15 protein-coding genes are annotated in these 14,673 nt (G+C 62.8%); 8 read left to right on the forward strand and 7 right to left on the reverse strand.

What is annotated here, in order from left to right; genetic code table 11:
• Positions 1 to 439: 439 nt before the first annotated feature.
• Positions 440 to 1,330: a KPN_02809 family neutral zinc metallopeptidase gene (gene ypfJ / locus MA04_RS12025; protein WP_262460672.1), complete on the reverse strand. Its 891-nt coding sequence runs from the start codon at positions 1,328 to 1,330 to the stop codon at positions 440 to 442.
• 96 nt (positions 1,331 to 1,426) lie between these two features.
• Positions 1,427 to 2,845, reverse strand: a complete 1,419-nt coding sequence (locus tag MA04_RS12030; protein WP_262460673.1) for a hypothetical protein — start codon at positions 2,843 to 2,845, stop codon at positions 1,427 to 1,429.
• A 108-nt stretch (positions 2,846 to 2,953) separates the two neighbouring features.
• Between MA04_RS12030 and MA04_RS12035 the strand changes: the two genes are divergently transcribed.
• The 3 genes from MA04_RS12035 (at position 2,954) to MA04_RS12045 (ending at position 6,304) form a co-directional block, all read left to right on the forward strand.
• Positions 2,954 to 3,721, forward strand: a complete 768-nt coding sequence (locus MA04_RS12035; protein WP_163127092.1) for a TSUP family transporter — start codon at positions 2,954 to 2,956, stop codon at positions 3,719 to 3,721.
• A 62-nt stretch (positions 3,722 to 3,783) separates the two neighbouring features.
• Entirely contained in the window at positions 3,784 to 5,166 is a 1,383-nt protein-coding gene (locus MA04_RS12040; RefSeq protein ID WP_262460676.1) for a DUF3360 domain-containing protein, read from the forward strand.
• Positions 5,167 to 5,176: 10 nt separating this feature from the next.
• Positions 5,177 to 6,304 carry a zinc-dependent alcohol dehydrogenase family protein gene (locus MA04_RS12045; RefSeq protein WP_262460678.1) on the forward strand — a complete coding sequence of 376 codons (1,128 nt, stop codon included), beginning with the start codon at positions 5,177 to 5,179 and terminating at the stop codon, positions 6,302 to 6,304.
• 100 nt (positions 6,305 to 6,404) lie between these two features.
• Here MA04_RS12045 and MA04_RS12050 read toward each other — a convergent pair whose 3' ends face one another.
• A complete protein-coding gene (locus tag MA04_RS12050; RefSeq protein ID WP_014992799.1) occupies positions 6,405 to 6,794 on the reverse strand; it encodes a nuclear transport factor 2 family protein in 390 nt (129 codons plus the stop codon).
• Between the two features lie 411 nt (positions 6,795 to 7,205).
• Between MA04_RS12050 and MA04_RS12055 the strand changes: the two genes are divergently transcribed.
• The 3 genes from MA04_RS12055 (at position 7,206) to MA04_RS12065 (ending at position 9,262) form a co-directional block, all read left to right on the forward strand.
• A complete protein-coding gene (locus MA04_RS12055; RefSeq protein WP_022996912.1) occupies positions 7,206 to 7,565 on the forward strand; it encodes a YciI family protein in 360 nt (119 codons plus the stop codon).
• Between the two features lie 65 nt (positions 7,566 to 7,630).
• A complete protein-coding gene (locus tag MA04_RS12060; protein ID WP_262460681.1) occupies positions 7,631 to 8,896 on the forward strand; it encodes an RNA polymerase sigma factor in 1,266 nt (421 codons plus the stop codon).
• 21 nt (positions 8,897 to 8,917) lie between these two features.
• Positions 8,918 to 9,262 (forward strand): YciI family protein, encoded by a 345-nt coding sequence (locus MA04_RS12065; RefSeq protein WP_022996914.1) that lies wholly within the window; start codon positions 8,918 to 8,920, stop codon positions 9,260 to 9,262.
• Here the strand turns inward: MA04_RS12065 and MA04_RS12070 are convergent, their stop codons facing one another.
• The 3 genes from MA04_RS12070 to MA04_RS12080 all read right to left on the reverse strand — a co-directional run bounded on the left by MA04_RS12070 (position 9,263) and on the right by MA04_RS12080 (position 11,648).
• Positions 9,263 to 9,682: an SRPBCC family protein gene (locus tag MA04_RS12070; RefSeq protein ID WP_080530307.1), complete on the reverse strand. Its 420-nt coding sequence runs from the start codon at positions 9,680 to 9,682 to the stop codon at positions 9,263 to 9,265.
• A gap of 133 nt (positions 9,683 to 9,815) precedes the next feature.
• Complete coding sequence (locus tag MA04_RS12075) at positions 9,816 to 10,727, reverse strand: recombination-associated protein RdgC (RefSeq protein ID WP_163127087.1); 912 nt, start codon at positions 10,725 to 10,727, stop codon at positions 9,816 to 9,818.
• A gap of 93 nt (positions 10,728 to 10,820) precedes the next feature.
• On the reverse strand, positions 10,821 to 11,648 hold the full coding sequence (locus MA04_RS12080) for an arylamine N-acetyltransferase family protein (RefSeq protein WP_262460683.1): 828 nt from the start codon (positions 11,646 to 11,648) through the stop codon (positions 10,821 to 10,823).
• 241 nt (positions 11,649 to 11,889) lie between these two features.
• Here MA04_RS12080 and MA04_RS12085 point away from each other — a divergent pair, with 241 nt between their 5' ends.
• Positions 11,890 to 13,515, forward strand: coding sequence for a long-chain-fatty-acid--CoA ligase (locus MA04_RS12085; protein ID WP_262460685.1), 1,626 nt, complete (start codon positions 11,890 to 11,892; stop codon positions 13,513 to 13,515).
• Positions 13,516 to 13,527: 12 nt separating this feature from the next.
• Here MA04_RS12085 and MA04_RS12090 read toward each other — a convergent pair whose 3' ends face one another.
• Positions 13,528 to 13,845 carry an antibiotic biosynthesis monooxygenase family protein gene (locus tag MA04_RS12090; RefSeq protein ID WP_163127084.1) on the reverse strand — a complete coding sequence of 106 codons (318 nt, stop codon included), beginning with the start codon at positions 13,843 to 13,845 and terminating at the stop codon, positions 13,528 to 13,530.
• A 195-nt stretch (positions 13,846 to 14,040) separates the two neighbouring features.
• Between MA04_RS12090 and MA04_RS12095 the strand changes: the two genes are divergently transcribed.
• A complete protein-coding gene (locus MA04_RS12095; RefSeq protein WP_163127083.1) occupies positions 14,041 to 14,643 on the forward strand; it encodes an outer membrane beta-barrel protein in 603 nt (200 codons plus the stop codon).
• Positions 14,644 to 14,673: the final 30 nt, after the last annotated feature.

A 14,673-nucleotide genomic window follows, 5' to 3' on the forward strand; every position in this document is an offset into this window, starting at 1 on the left:
ATTCCCGTCATTCCGCGATGAACCTTTTTTTGGTTCATCGCGGTTTGGCGGGAACAGGAATTGCCCTCCATCAGGGACAGCGGAGCCGCGTTGCGCCTTTGCGGAACCCCGTAAAGCAGGGTCCCGCAAAGACGTAACGCGGCTCCGCTTCGAGGCGATCGGCAAGTGAGGGTGTCCTTTCGACCGGGACGAAACCACCACGCCGGGATGGAGGGCATTCTCCTCCCTTTCCAGAAAGGTTCGTCGTTGTTGGAGTCCGAAACACGGCGGTTCACTCGAAGCGGGTCTGCACGGAGGCCTTCCGGGACCCTGTTTGACAGGGACGTCAAACCGGGAGCCTACATGGACGTATTCACGGCGATCCCGGAAGGCCTCCGGGCAGACCCGTACCCCCGATGGAGACACGCATTGCCGTCATTCCGCAATGAACCCTTTTGCTTCAACCCGCGAACGTATCGCAGGCGCTGATATCACCACTGTCGCATCCGCGCCGGAACCATTTCATTCGCTGGGCCGAGCTGCCATGGGTGAAGCTGTCCGGCACCGCGGCGCGCCCCGCCTGCTTCTGCAAAGTATCGTCACCGATGGCGTTGGCGGCGGTCAGGGCTTCTTCCAGGTCCCCTTCCTCCAGCAGTTGCTTTTGTCCGGCTTCATGTCCCCACACCCCGGCAAAGCAATCCGCCTGTAATTCCTGCCGCACCGACAGGGCATTGGCGTCGGCTTGGGAAAGGCCGGACTGGGCCTGGCGCACCCGCTGGCTGATGCCCAGCAGGGTCTGTACATGATGGCCCACCTCGTGAGCGATCACATAGGCCTGGGCGAAATCGCCGGGCGCGCCATGGCGCCGGCGCAGCTCGTTAAAGAAGGTCAGATCCAGATAAAGCTGCTGGTCGCCGGGGCAATAGAAAGGGCCGACCGCCGAACTGGCGGTGCCGCAGGCGGAACGCACGCCATTGCTGAACAACACCAGGGTCGGTTCACGGTATTGTTTCCCCATACCGGCAAAGATACGCCGCCAGGTGTCTTCCGTTTCCGCCAGCACCACGGCGGAAAATTCCGCCAGTTCCTGCTGTTCGGCGGACAACGGCTGCCCCCGCTCCGCTGTCATGTTTCCCTGCCCCATCGACAGCACGTCGATTCCCAGCAAACGGGCTCCGACATACCCCACGGCGCCCACCAGAAGCAGCACCCGGCCGGTCTTGCTGCGCAACAGCCAGGGCACCACCCGGAGCAGCAACAGAGCCGCGCCCCCACCGCCACTGCCGGCGCTGAGCGGCTGGCCCCGGCGATCCTCCACATTGCTGCTTTGCCGTCTTCCTCGCCAACGCATGATGGCACCCACCTGGTCTCTGAATAAGTATGACGACGTCTCTGGAACTGAAACATCGTCATACTTATTCAGGGACTTCCCAATCGCGCTTACGCGTCAATCACGCTGGTAGGGCTTTCCTTCCAGCCACAGGGTGTGGCCGTCGAAACGGCACGGCAAGGCCACCTCACTGATACCGGTACGGTGCAGGACTTGTCCGCTCTCCACGTGGATGTAACTGCCCTCACCGTACTTCACATCCAACCGCTCGGGCTGCGCCTGGTATTCGAACGCGGAATAAAAACGGAACCGGCGGCTGCCGGAGTACTGCTCAAACTCCCCTTCGCCACCGGGCCCCAGCAACAACCGGCTGCGGCCGAGGCCACGGCTGAAATGGCCCTGGGCCAGTTGGCAACCGGCGGCGGGGCCGGAGGAAGAGGTCTGGCGACTGGCCAGACGCCGTTTCAAATCCGCTTCCGAGGACAGACGCTGGCCGTCCAGGTAATGGCATTGTCGGCTGCCACCACTGCTCCGTCCACAAGGCACGGTTCCGGTAAGGGTAAGCAAATCACTGCCCGCCGGTAATTCCAGCCAGCTGCCATCGCGACGCTTGAGCACACCCGGCCCCCTCGGCATCAACAACTCCACCGAGCCGTACCAGAGATCGCCGTCGGGCAATTGCAATTTGCCCTGATCCGGCTGCAGCCCCCGGTAAGCCCCTTCGAAGCGGCGCCCGTCGGACCATTCGGAAACGGTACCATCGGGAAAAGAGAAAGCGCCGTTCAGCGCCTGATCCACTTTACGCTCGTCCTTGAAGCGCAACTCGCCGATGATCTCATTGGCGGCGATGCGCGCCTGCTCCATGGTGGCCAGCGTGGCGCCATTCTGGATGAACTCGAGCCGCCCCGGGCCAGCCAGTTCGCCACGGTATTGGGGCCCATCGAAAATCACCCGCAGACCGTCACCGGCATGCACGGTAAACGGCTGGTAGTTGCTGGAAAGGTCGCGTATCCGGGAAGGCTTGCCATACAGGCGCCCGCGAGCTTCCGCGCCCACATGGGGCGTAACGGTGCTCCGCAGAAAGCTCAGTTTCACCGAGATCAGCGTATCGCCACCGGCGGACACCGGCACCCATTCCTGAAACCGCACCCGCCCCAAATGCAACACCCGCACCTGATATCGATCCGCCCAGAGGTGCGCGTCCAGGCGCTGGCCCGCTTCCATTGGCCGGGAGGTGAATGAGATGAAGCCCTTGTTATGCTCGGCGGCGGCCACTTCCACCTGCCAGCCGTAATAGGATCCGGTATGCCCGGGCGAAATCTGGAAATGCAGGGTACCAGGCTGATCCCGCCCGGCATCGCCGGCCACGCCCGGCTCGGGCAGCGGCTCCCGCGGTAACAGCTGGCATCCGTTCAGCGTCAGCAACCACAACGCCAGCAGCGCCGTGAGCCAGCCCTCCAGCCTTCCTTGTCCCGACACCACCATCAATAATGCCCTCAATCGTCCACGCCGGAGGCCCCGGCGACGCCGCTCCATCCTTTCCCTTTCCGCGATGGTAACGCAGATCATGCTGCAACATAGTGACGGCCATCGCCAGCCCCCCATCGGCCGGGGTAAAGTAGGCCCTCGCCAGGAAGGGACATCGTGGAATTAGACCTCTCCATATTGCTGATATTGGCGGCGGTGTCGCTGCTCGCCGGTTTCATCGACACCCTGGCCGGCGGCGGCGGCTTGCTGACCTTACCCGCCTTGATGCTGGCCGGCCTGTCGCCCGTGCAGGCACTGGCCACCAATAAGCTGCAGGGCACTTTCGGCTCCGGCATGGCCGCGTTCACGTTATGGCGCCGACGGCGCTTCCGCATTGCCGACGTGCGCCGGGCATTCCTTGCCTCCCTGATCGGCAGTGCCCTCGGCACTGTCCTGGTGCAGGTCATGCACACCGACGTTCTGGAGATTCTGGTTCCGGTGGTGTTGGTGGTCATCGCCCTTTATTTCCTGTTCTCAAAGGGCGCCGGCCAGGTGGAACGGGCGCCCCGGATCAGCGACAAGACCTACGAACGCACCCTGGTGCCAGGCATCGGCTTTTATGACGGCTTCTTCGGCCCCGGCACCGGTTCCTTTTTCGCCCTGGTGGAAGTGGCACTGCGCGGCCGCGACCTGATTACCGCCACCGCCCGCGCCAAGGCGCTCAACTTCGCCAGCAACATCGCCTCGCTCGCCCTGTTCATCGCCGGCGGCAAGGTGCTCTGGGCCACCGGCGCGGTGATGGTGGCCGGCCAATTGCTCGGCGCGCGCCTCGGCGCTCACGCCGTGATCGGCGGCGGCGCCCGACTGATCCGGCCCTTGATCGTGGTGATCTGCGTCGCCATGCTGGCTCGCTATCTGGTGACCACGCTGGGCAACGGCGCTTGACCCGGGAGGGCTGCGGCCTAAACTGACCCCTGTCATTCCCACCAGTAGGTACGGCCCTCACTATGCGTGACTACCGACGCCCGGACGGCGAAACTCTCTATTGGCCTCTCGGCCCATTTAAGCTGCGTCTGCCTTTTATCCACTATCGTTTTGAGTGGCCCGATTATCTGCAAGGGCTGTTGATGTGCGCGGTGGACCTGGCGGCCATTCCGCTGATGACCGAGCTACTGGGCATGCCCTTCGAGGCGGCCCTCGCCGTGGTATTGCTCAATGGCATTCTGTATCTGACTCACCACCTGCTGGGCGACCCCGTGGTGCCGGGCTGGATCACTCCGGCGATCCCGTTGCTGATGGCCTACTGCAGCGGCTTCCCGGAAGGCCCGGAGCGTGTGCATGCGCTGATCGCTTTCCAGCTGTTACTGGGTGGCTTTTGTATTTTCCTGGGCCTCACCGGCTTGTCTCGCAAGGTGGTCAACGTGGTGCCGCCGGCCATCAAGGCCGGCATCATCATGGGCGCCGGCATCGCCGCGGTGATCACCGTGTTCAAGGTCGGCGGCCGCTTTGAAAGCTTCCCCTGGACCATTTCCATTGCCATTGGCATCGCCTTCTATTTGATCTTTTCCCGCCACTTCAATGTCCTGAAGAAGCGCAATGCGTTCTGGGCCACGCTCGGCAAATTGGGTATTTTCCCGATCATCGCCCTGGCCATCGTGGTGGCGCCGATCTTTGCTGAAGCGCCCTGGCCCACCATCGAGTGGGGCTTCACCAAACCGGATTTCGCCACGCTCTGGAATGAGTACACCGTGTTCGGCCTGGGACTGCCCTCGGCGGGTATGTTCCTGCAGGCGATCCCGACCATGCTGGCGGCTTATATCGTGCTGTTCGGCGATGTGCTGCAGGGCAAGGCGCTGCTCACCGAGGCGGACGAAGCCCGCAAGGACGAGAAGATCGACTACGATCCCGACCGGGCGCATATGATTTTTGGCGGCCGCAATGCCACCATGAGCATCATCGGCCCCGATGTGGCCATGTGCGGCCCGCTGTGGGCGGCCATGCACGTGGTCATTACCGAGCGTTTCAAGGAAGGCCGCAAGGCCATGGACTCCATTTTCGGCGGCGCCGGCTCGTTCCGTTGGGGCACCAACACCGGCCTTCTGCTGATGCCCATCGTCAGCCTGGTGGAACCGATTCTCGGCGTGGCGCTGGCGCTGACCCTGCTGATCCAGGGCTACGTCAGCGTGCGCATTGGCATTCTGGAAGCCCGCAGTCAGCGGGACCTGGGTATCGCCGGCGTCACCGCCGCGGTCCTTGCCACCCAGGGCGCCACCTGGGCTTTCGCCGTTGGCGTGGCCCTGTGTTTTTTGATTTACGGCCGCCAGTTCTTCACTGGTGAAAATGATCAGACCTTCACGAAGGATCTGGAGCAAAAGGCTCCGGAAGAGTAAGGGGAGAGCGATGAAAACACGTGCCGCGGTATTGCGCGAAATGGGCGCCCAGCGCCCCTACAAAACATCCCAGCCGCTGAAGATCGAAGAGCTGGAACTGGATGCCCCCGGACACGGCGAGATTCTGGTGCGGGTACGCGCCGCCGGCCTGTGCCACTCGGATCTGTCGGTGATCGACGGCAACCGTCCGCGCCCTCTGCCCATGGCACTGGGTCACGAAGCCGCCGGCGAAGTGATGGAAGTGGGTGATGGCGTCACCGATCTGGAAATCGGCGATCATGTAGTGTTCTCCTTCGTCCCCAGCTGCGGCACCTGCGATTACTGCCTTGATGGCCGTGCCGCTCTGTGCGCGCCGGGCGCCGCCGCCAACAACGAAGGCACCCTGCTCGGCGGCGGCCTGCGCCTGCACCAGAACGAACACACCGTGAATCACCACCTGGGCGTATCCGGCTTCGCCGAGTACGCGGTGACCTCACGGCGCTCCGCGGTGAAGGTCAACAAGGACCTGCCATTCGATATCGCCGCCGTCTTCGGCTGCGCCGTGCTCACCGGGGTCGGTGCGGTGGTGCACACCGCCGGTTTGCGCGCCGGCCAGTCCGTGCTGGTGGTGGGCCTCGGCGGTGTCGGGCTGTCGGCGGTACTAGGCGCGGTGGCCGGCGGCGCCCGTCAGATCATCGCCGCCGACATCGCCCAGGACAAACTGGACATGGCCAAATCCCTGGGCGCCACTCATGTGGTGAATTCCAGAGACGAGGACGCGGTGGAACAGGTCAAAGCGATCAGCGGCGGCGGCGTGGACATCGCCGCGGAGTTCGCCGGTGTCGGCCCGGCGCTGGAGTTCGCTTTCGCCGCCACCGGCAAGGGCGGCAAAACAGTGACCGCCGGCCTGCCGCACCCCAGCACTCGCATGGCGGTGAGCCCGGTGCAACTGGTGGCGGAAGAGCGCAGCCTGCTGGGCTCTTATTTGGGCGGCCATGTGCCGGCCCTGGATATTCCCGAGTACGCGGCCCTATACTTGGCCGGCCGTCTGCCGGTGGACAAGCTGCTCACCCATCGGTTGAAACTGGAAGACATCAATGAAGGCTTCGACCGCCTCGCCGATGGCGAAGCGATCCGGCAGGTGATTCTGTTCGACTAGCGCCTGCACGCTTACACGCGACACGCCAGCACGCAAAAATACGAACGGCCTTCCAGAAATCGAGGGTCCGCGTGCAAGCGTGTTGCGTGTAGGCGTCCTATTATTTCAGCTTCTCCAGCATCGCCGCCATCATCTGATGGATCTTGTTCACCGCCTTCAACGGGCGGACCATCACCTTGAAGTCATCGATACGGCCCTGATCATCGCAGTGGATCATGTCGATGCCGTTGATGTGGATCCCTTCCAGATTGGTGGAAAATTCCAGCACCGCGTTATTACCGTCAAGAATCTCTCGCTCATAACGGAAGTGCTCGTTATTCAGGGTACGCAGGGCGGCGGTCAGGTACAGGGAGGTGATCGCCTTGCCTTCCTGGGGGGTATGCACCACCGGCGAGTGGAACACCACATTGTCGGCCAGAATCGCATCCAGCCCGGCGGCATCCCGAGCCTCCACCAGCTTATGCCATTCGGCGATGGTCTTTTCTATCACGGCCAGATCCTCTCGTTGGATTTTATCGTCAGGAATTATCTTTTCGCTTTATTGTTTACACCGTAAACATAACAGAGGCCAACAATAGCACACTGGCGCGCGCTGTCACCATCGAAGGGAACGGTTCATCGCGGAATAACGGTGGTGTGTACGGAGGCCTTCCGGGCCTCAACAGCATTGTGGGAGCTTGCCTGCAAGCGAATAGGCTTCCGGCCTCCCACCATTCGCTTGCAGGCAAGCTCCCACAGCGGCGTTGTAGCGGCCTTCGGATCTATGTCTCCAAGGCCCGCGACAGGCTTGGGACTTAACGTCACGGCGATTGTGGGACACCACTGGTGGTTTGATCGCTGTCGAATTCTGCTTTCCCCGGACGATTACTCAAGGACAGCCGGGCGGGAAACGGGAGCGCCGATGAAGTACCTGTGTCTGATTTACGTGAACGAAGACGCTCTGGAACGCCTGCCGGCGGATGAGCGGCGGGCGCTGCATGACAGCGCCCGGGCGTTACGCCAGCAATTGCGCCAGCATCAAAGACTGCACGCCAGCGGCACGGTGGCCTCCACCCTCACCGCCACCACTCTGCGATACCGTAATGAACGGCGACAGATCGAACCGGGGCCGGCCACCGAAGGACCGGTGCAACTGGCCGGCTGGCTGGTGCTGGAAGCGGCCCATCTGGATGAAGCCCTGGCCCTGGCCGCCCATCTGCCCGCCTGTCGGCTTGGCGCGGTGGAAGTGCGGCCGGTCACGACAGCAGAGGAAACCCCATGATGCGATCCGCGGTTGTTGTTAGCATGAAAACCTTCCAACCGGTCCGGCAAGCCCAGGAGCGACGCATGGACAGCCCCGCCTCACCGGCGCTGCAACGTCAGGTGGCCTCTCTGTACCAGGCGGAGTCCCGCCGGGTGCTGGCCACGCTCATCCGTCTGCTGGGCGATTTCGATCTGGCCGAGGAGGCTCTGCAGGACGCCTTCATCGCCGCCATGGAGCAATGGCCACGGGACGGTATTCCCGAGCAGCCCCGGGCCTGGCTGGTCTCCACCGGCCGCTTCAAGGCCATCGACACCCTGCGCCGGCGAGCCCGCTTCGACGCCTCCCAGGAGGAGATCGCCCGGCGCCTGGAGAAGGACGTGCCGCCGCCCGGCGAGGAAGAAGAGCTGGAAGATGACCGTCTGCGGCTGATCTTCACCTGCTGCCACCCGGCCCTGCCCGCCGACGCCCGGGTGGCGCTGACCCTGCGGGAGGTGTGCGATCTCACCACCGAGGAAATCGCCAGCGCCTACCTGGTGGCCACGCCGACCATGGCACAACGCATCGTGCGCGCCAAGAACAAGATCCGCCAGGCCGGCATTCCCTATCAGGTACCGGAACGTCAGGAACTCAACGAGCGGCTCGACTCCGTGCTGCAGGTGGTTTATCTGGTCTTCAACGAAGGCTATTTCGCCTCCTCCGGCGATAATCTGACACGCCCGGATCTGTCCCGTGAGGCCATCCGTCTCGGCGCCTTGCTGGTGGAGTTGCTGCCCGAATCCGAAGCGCGCGGCCTGCTGGCGCTGATGCTGTTGATCGAGGCCCGGCGCCCGGCCCGCCTGGATCACCAGGGCGATCTGATCTTGCTGGAAGACCAGGACCGCTCGTTGTGGGATCAGGACCTGATTCAACAGGGCACCGCCCTGGTGGAGCGCGCCCTGGGCGAGGGTCGATTCGGTGCCTATACATTGCAGGCCGCCATCGCCGCGGTGCACGGCGAAGCCGCCAGCGCCGACCAGACCGACTGGCCGCAGATCGTCGGCCTCTACGATGTTTTGTTGCGCACCAGCCCGTCGCCGGTGATCGAATTGAACCGGGCGGTGGCGGTGGCCATGCGAGACGGTTGGGAAGCGGGCCTGAAACTGGTGGACGAGCTGCTGGCCGACGGTCAACTGGACGGCTATCTGCCAGCCCGGGCCGCCCGCGCCGATCTGCTGCGGCGACTGGGCCACCATCAAGAAGCGCTGCGGGTCTACCAGGAGGCTCTGACGCTGAGCCGCCAAGGGGCGGAACGGCGCCTGTTGGAAAAACGGGTGGCGGAGCTGTCCTCTGTCATCCCATCTTCGTTATAACCCCCTGTTGAGGATCAATCGATGAAATACCTGTGCCTGGTCTACTGCGAGGAAGAAAAACTGCACGGCCTGCCGGAGAGTCCGGAAGACGCTGAATGCGAGGCGTACTGCGAGACCGTGGAGGCCAGCGGCCAGTTGGTGGCCGCCGAAGCCCTGGAACCGGTCAATACCGCGGTCACCGTGCGCATGCATCAAGGCACCACCTCGGTGACCGACGGCCCCTTCGCTGAAACCAAGGAGCAACTGGCGGGGTTCTACCTGATCGACGCCCGCGACCTGAATCAAGCGATCCAGCTCGCGGCACGGATTCCCGCGGCGCGGGTGGGTTGCGTGGAGGTGCGGCCGGTACGGCAGCTGCAACCCTGATTAAAGCCGCAGCCGGCTCAGACCGCGCTCGATGCCGCGTTGCAGCCCGGCCTTTACGAGCGGCCCCACCAGCGGCAATTTGCCCTGGAAGGTAATCACGTAGTGCAGCTGGCTGCCACCGTCCGGTTGCGCGGAGAAGCTCATCACTCCCTGGTGGTTTTTCAGCGGGCTGCCCTTGCTGATGCGGTAGGCGATCCGCTCATTGGGCACCACTTCGGTCACGGTTTCCTCGAACGGCGGCGCCAGCAGGATACGCATACGACGCACGGAACCGACGCCGTTGGGGGTATCCACACCGTCCTTGATCCGCCGGATTCTGGCCGGCGCGAAAATCAGTTCCAGGTTTTCGTGATCACTGAGGAAGTCGAACAGTTTCTCCACCGGAAACGGAAAGCTCCGGTTAATCTCAATACGTTGCATGGCACCCACCCTTATCAAAAAGAAGCCCCCCGAGGACGACGGCATGGGTGTCGTCGCCCTGGTTCAAAGCGTTCCATTGTTGTGACCCAACGCAGGTAAGCACAGGTCCGCTCGGGCCATTGCGGGCGCCGTATCAGGCCGCGTCGGCTTTTACCTGAAAGTATTGGTAGATGCCATCCAGCAAATTGCGCAAGGCATTACCCTGCAAACTGATGCGTGCCATCAACTCCGCCACCGCATCGTCCGCCTCCATGCCGTCCAGATTCTCCTGGAACTGATCCAGCGCCTTGATGCGTTTCAGATCCAGTCCGTCGGTCAGATCGAACTCCAGTTGGTCATTCCAGGACAGGTTCACCCGCACCGGCACCATGTCGGTGTCCAGGTGGGCCAGGATCTCCTCGCGGCCCAGATCCACCGCGGTGAAACGCACGCTGGCACCCTCGCCTTTCACATCCTTCAGCTCGCAGCGATCACCAAGACCGAAGTCCTCCGGCAATTGCCGGTGATCCCGCAACCAGCCCGCGAACGCAGTGGTCGGCGCGCTTTCACCGCCGGCATGGGTCACCGGCAGCGAGCCCAGCGCCTCACGCAGCGCCGACACCACCTGCTCGGCACGGGTGGAGGAGGAACTGTCCACCAGAATCCGGCCGCGCTCCAGATCGATCAACACGCCGGTGCGGCGGGAGCGGGTGAACGCCCTCGGCAGCAGCTCAAAGGTAATCTGTTCCTTGAGTTCCGCCCGCTCCTTACGGCCCACGCGCCGATCATCCCGCTCCTGGATCTGCTCCACCCGCTCATCCAGCTCCTCCTTGATCACCGGGCCGGGTAACAGGCGGGTAATCTCCTGGTGCACGCAGTAGACGAACCCTTCCACCGCGAACACCATCCGCTCCTCGCCCTTCAACGGCGGCACAAAGCCCTCGCTACTGGGAGCCTGGCTGCCGCAGGGCTGACAACGGGCGCTCTCCAGCTGGGCCTCCAGCTCCGACACCGGCCAGGTAAAAGGGTCCTTGGCGCTAAACACCGTCAGATTCTTGATCCACATAACGTTCTACTCTCGGGGCGACCTTTGGGGGAAACCGGCAACACTAACCAACGGACGCCACGGCCTCAAGCACGGATAGTCGCCAGCGAGACATCAGCCCGCCCCGGCCGCCAGCAAGTCCGCCACCCGCCGCTCCAACGCCGGGTGATCCGGGAGCCGCAGACCGATTTCCTGTTCCAGCACCGCCAGCATTTCCGCCACGCTGCTCAGCATCCGCCGCTGACGCTCTCCTCCCGGCGGGTAGATCGACAGACGCTGGTTATTCAGGTTCCGGCGGCCATCGGCATCCGCCCGGCAAGCCACCAGGTTGGTGACGAAGTGGGACCGCGGATGGTGCGACAGATACCAACTGGCCATTTCGTAGTCCGCCTGCCACAGCTCACGCAGATCGAACCGATACAGTGTTTTCCAGCCATTCCCCGCGTAGGCCTCGAGCAGGAAATGATCCTTCAGGTGCAGCACGCGATAGGGCTCATGGGCAGTCTCCTGCGGTCCTACACGGTCCAGGCGCAGAGGCGCGGTGGGCGTCAGGGCGCCGAATCCGGTGTCCACCAGATAATCCACCTCGTCCAGGGTGACCCGCAGCAGCATATGGGACACCGCCGGCCGCGCCGTGTAGGGCTGCTCCCACAGCACCCGGGCCCCCAGGCCGCTGACCTGGAATCCCAACTGTTCCAGGATGTTCTTGAACAGCAGGTTGTGCTCATAGCAATAGCCACCACGGTGCTGATGGATCAGCTTGCGCTCCAGCCCCGGCGGGGACAGCGCCACCTCCAGGCCGAGAAACGGCGACAAATTCTCGAAGGGGATGGTGGCGATATGCCGCCGTTGCAGCTCCGCCAGCAGCGACAGCCCCGCCGTGCGCGGGCCGCGATAGTCGATTCGCTCCAGATAGGCATTGAGATCCACCCGATTGGTCATTGCGTCCTCTCCTTCCTCTTGGTCTGATAAGGCATCAAGATATGGAAGGGCCAAGGCTAGGACCTCAACCATGCTTAAGGTAAAGCGGCGACTGTCTGGTTTTGTCTATTACGGCAAAAGGTCAACCCGGCTTATTCAAATAACGGGCCGAATCGCGCCTAAATGCCTGCGCCCTGACGCAACGAACCGTCAAAGAACCAATGAACCGTAAAAACAACAAGCCAGCTCCGGGAGAACAAAAATGCTTGGCCAAATGATGCAACAGCCGCTGCTGATCAGCAGCCAGATCACCCACGCCGCCCGTTACCATGGCGACGCCGAGATCGTCTCGGTGGAGACCACCGGCGGCGTGCACCGCACCACCTGGGGCGAAGTGGAACAACGTTCACGTCAACTGGCTTCCGCGCTGCTGCAACTGGGATTGGAGCGTTGCGACCGGGCCGCCACCCTGGCCTGGAACAACTATCGCCACCTGGAAGTGTATTTTGGTGTCTCCGGCGCCGGTCTGGTCTGCCATACCATCAATCCCAGGCTGTTCCCTGAACAGCTGGTGTATATCTTCAATCACGCCGAGGACAAGGTCCTGTTCATCGACAAGACCTTCCTGCCGCTGATCGCCGCCATCCGCGACAAGCTGGATCATCTGAAGCATATCGTGCTGATGGGACCGGTGGACGAGGAAGCGGAGAAACAGGTTCCCGGCATCATCGGCTATGACGACCTGGTGGCCCGGGGCGAGCAGGATTTCCGCTGGCCGGAGTTCGATGAGAACACCGCTTCCAGCCTGTGCTACACCTCCGGCACCACCGGCAACCCCAAGGGCGCGCTCTATTCCCACCGCTCCACGGTGCTGCATTCCTACGCCGTGGTGATGCCCGACAGCCTGGGGCTCAGCGGGCGGGACTGCATCATGCCGGTGGTTCCGATGTTCCATGTGAACGCCTGGGGGATCCCCTACGCCGCCGCCATGGTCGGCGCCAAACTGGTGCTACCCGGGCCGAACCTGGACGGCGACAGCCTGAAAAACCTGATCAACGAGCATCAGGTGACCCTGGCCGCCGGTGTACCGACTCTGTGGCAGGGCCTGATCGGCGCGCTGAAGAAGAGCGGCGAGAAAGTCCCCAGCCTGAACCGCACCGTCATCGGCGGCTCCGCCTGTCCGCCTTCGATGATCGCCACGTTCCGCGACGACTACGACGTCGATACCCTGCACGCCTGGGGCATGACCGAAATGAGCCCGATCGGCTCGGTCAGTACTCTGCTGCACAAGCACCTGAGCCTGTCGGCGGACGAACAGGCCGCGGTGCGCGCCAAGCAGGGCCGGCCGCCGTTCGGCGTGGCGTTGAAAATCATGGACGACGACGGCAATGACCTGCCCAACGACGGCGAGGCCCAGGGCAATCTGTACGCTCAGGGACACTGGGTCATTGACGCCTATTTCAACGTTGACACGCCGGCGCCGCATCAGGGCGGCTGGTTCCCCACCGGAGATATCGCCACCCTCGATGGCAACGGTATTCTCACCATCAAGGACCGCTCCAAGGACGTGATCAAATCCGGCGGCGAGTGGATCAGTTCGGTGGAGCTGGAAAACCTGGCCATGGGCATGGACGAACTGGCCGACGCCGCGGTGATCGCCGCCCGTCACGCCAAATGGGATGAGCGCCCCTTGCTGATCGCGGTCAAGGCGGAAGGCCAGAACCCCTCGGAACAGGACATCCTCGCTGGCTTTGAAGGCAAAGTGGCCTCCTGGCAACTTCCCGACGCGGTGGTGTTCGTGGAGCAACTGCCTCGTAACGCCACCGGCAAGGTGCTTAAGAACAAGCTCCGTGATGAGTTTGGCGATACCCTGCTGAATCAGGGCTGAACCGCTCCTGCTCTAATCCCGCCGGGGCGGCGGCACCTGCCACTCCGGCTCCTCGAACTCACCGATCACGGTGATCTCGCAGGTACGGGCGTGTTTTTCCAGGATACCGCGCACAATCTCGCTACGGCGGTCATCCTTGGCGTCCCGGTGGGCTTTGGATTCCCAGTGGGCAATGGCCAGCAAGGTGTCCGGCTCACCGATCTTGCGGTGCAGGTAGGTGCCGCGGGCCCCGGGAGCCTGCTGGATAATTTCACTGGCCTCGATCCAGGCCGCGGCGTATTCCGCCACCGTATAGCCCGGCTTCATTCTCACTTCGAAAATAAACTTCATGGCTGTTCCCTCCATCACAGGAGATCCGGTCTCCGTGATTCCCATCGCCTTGCCAGCCGGTTCGCGCGAACGGAATCCGTTTCACTTTTTACCTTCCGTTCAAGTCCCGTTCAGGAAGGCGACAGGCTCGGTTCAGGATGACCTCTTTATGCTGACTTCATCGTTAAACAGTGTCAGCAACAAAGGATCAAAGCCATGAAAACATTCGGGAAACTGGTATTGGGCAGCACACTGATCGGTGCTATCGGCCTGGCTCAGGCCGCCGACCATTTCGGCGGTGTCACCTGGGGTGAAACCAGTAACAACATGCAGAAATCCCACTCACTGAACGCGCAGTTGAATGATCCTGACCTGGACGGCGCCATCAAGAACAGCGGCACCTGGGGCGTGCGTCTGGGCACCGTGGAAGATAACGCCCGCTTCTACGCCACCTATGACTATGCCTCCGATACCCGGCACCAGTACAAACTGCGTCAGCAGAACCTGCTGGGCAGCTATGACGCCCTGCTGCCAGTGGGCGACCACGGCACCCGGCTGTTCGGCGGCGTGAGCGCCGGTCTGGTCAGCCTGGAACAGGAAAGCCGTGGTTTCCACCGGGATCGTGACGTGGGCCTGGCCGGCGGTGTGCAGGCCGGTATCATTCAGAATCTCGGCTACAACGTGGCGCTGGAAGGCGGCTACCGCTACCTGCGCACCAGCGCCGACGTGCAATTGAAGGAACGCGGCGTGGGCAATGCCGGTCGTGCCGATCTGCACAGCAGCGAACAGTTCTATGTCGGCGTAAACTATCGGTTCTGATCGACATCGAACACCGGGGCAATGCCCCCT

Source organism: Alloalcanivorax balearicus MACL04, from assembly GCF_025532145.1.
Lineage (GTDB): Bacteria > Pseudomonadota > Gammaproteobacteria > Pseudomonadales > Alcanivoracaceae > Alloalcanivorax > Alloalcanivorax balearicus.

Bases quoted from the DNA above. Each gene is read 5' to 3' on its own strand.
- ypfJ (WP_262460672.1), bottom strand. From the start codon at position 1,330: ATGCGTTGGCGAGGAAGACGGCAAAGCAGCAATGTGGAGGATCGCCGG.
- MA04_RS12030 (WP_262460673.1), bottom strand. From the start codon at position 2,845: ATGGAGCGGCGTCGCCGGGGCCTCCGGCGTGGACGATTGAGGGCATTA.
- MA04_RS12040 (WP_262460676.1), top strand. From the start codon at position 3,784: ATGCGTGACTACCGACGCCCGGACGGCGAAACTCTCTATTGGCCTCTC.
- MA04_RS12045 (WP_262460678.1), top strand. From the start codon at position 5,177: ATGAAAACACGTGCCGCGGTATTGCGCGAAATGGGCGCCCAGCGCCCC.
- MA04_RS12055 (WP_022996912.1), top strand. From the start codon at position 7,206: ATGAAGTACCTGTGTCTGATTTACGTGAACGAAGACGCTCTGGAACGC.
- MA04_RS12060 (WP_262460681.1), top strand. From the start codon at position 7,631: ATGGACAGCCCCGCCTCACCGGCGCTGCAACGTCAGGTGGCCTCTCTG.
- MA04_RS12065 (WP_022996914.1), top strand. From the start codon at position 8,918: ATGAAATACCTGTGCCTGGTCTACTGCGAGGAAGAAAAACTGCACGGC.
- MA04_RS12070 (WP_080530307.1), bottom strand. From the start codon at position 9,682: ATGCAACGTATTGAGATTAACCGGAGCTTTCCGTTTCCGGTGGAGAAA.
- MA04_RS12075 (WP_163127087.1), bottom strand. From the start codon at position 10,727: ATGTGGATCAAGAATCTGACGGTGTTTAGCGCCAAGGACCCTTTTACC.
- MA04_RS12080 (WP_262460683.1), bottom strand. From the start codon at position 11,648: ATGACCAATCGGGTGGATCTCAATGCCTATCTGGAGCGAATCGACTAT.
- MA04_RS12085 (WP_262460685.1), top strand. From the start codon at position 11,890: ATGCTTGGCCAAATGATGCAACAGCCGCTGCTGATCAGCAGCCAGATC.
- MA04_RS12090 (WP_163127084.1), bottom strand. From the start codon at position 13,845: ATGAAGTTTATTTTCGAAGTGAGAATGAAGCCGGGCTATACGGTGGCG.
- MA04_RS12095 (WP_163127083.1), top strand. From the start codon at position 14,041: ATGAAAACATTCGGGAAACTGGTATTGGGCAGCACACTGATCGGTGCT.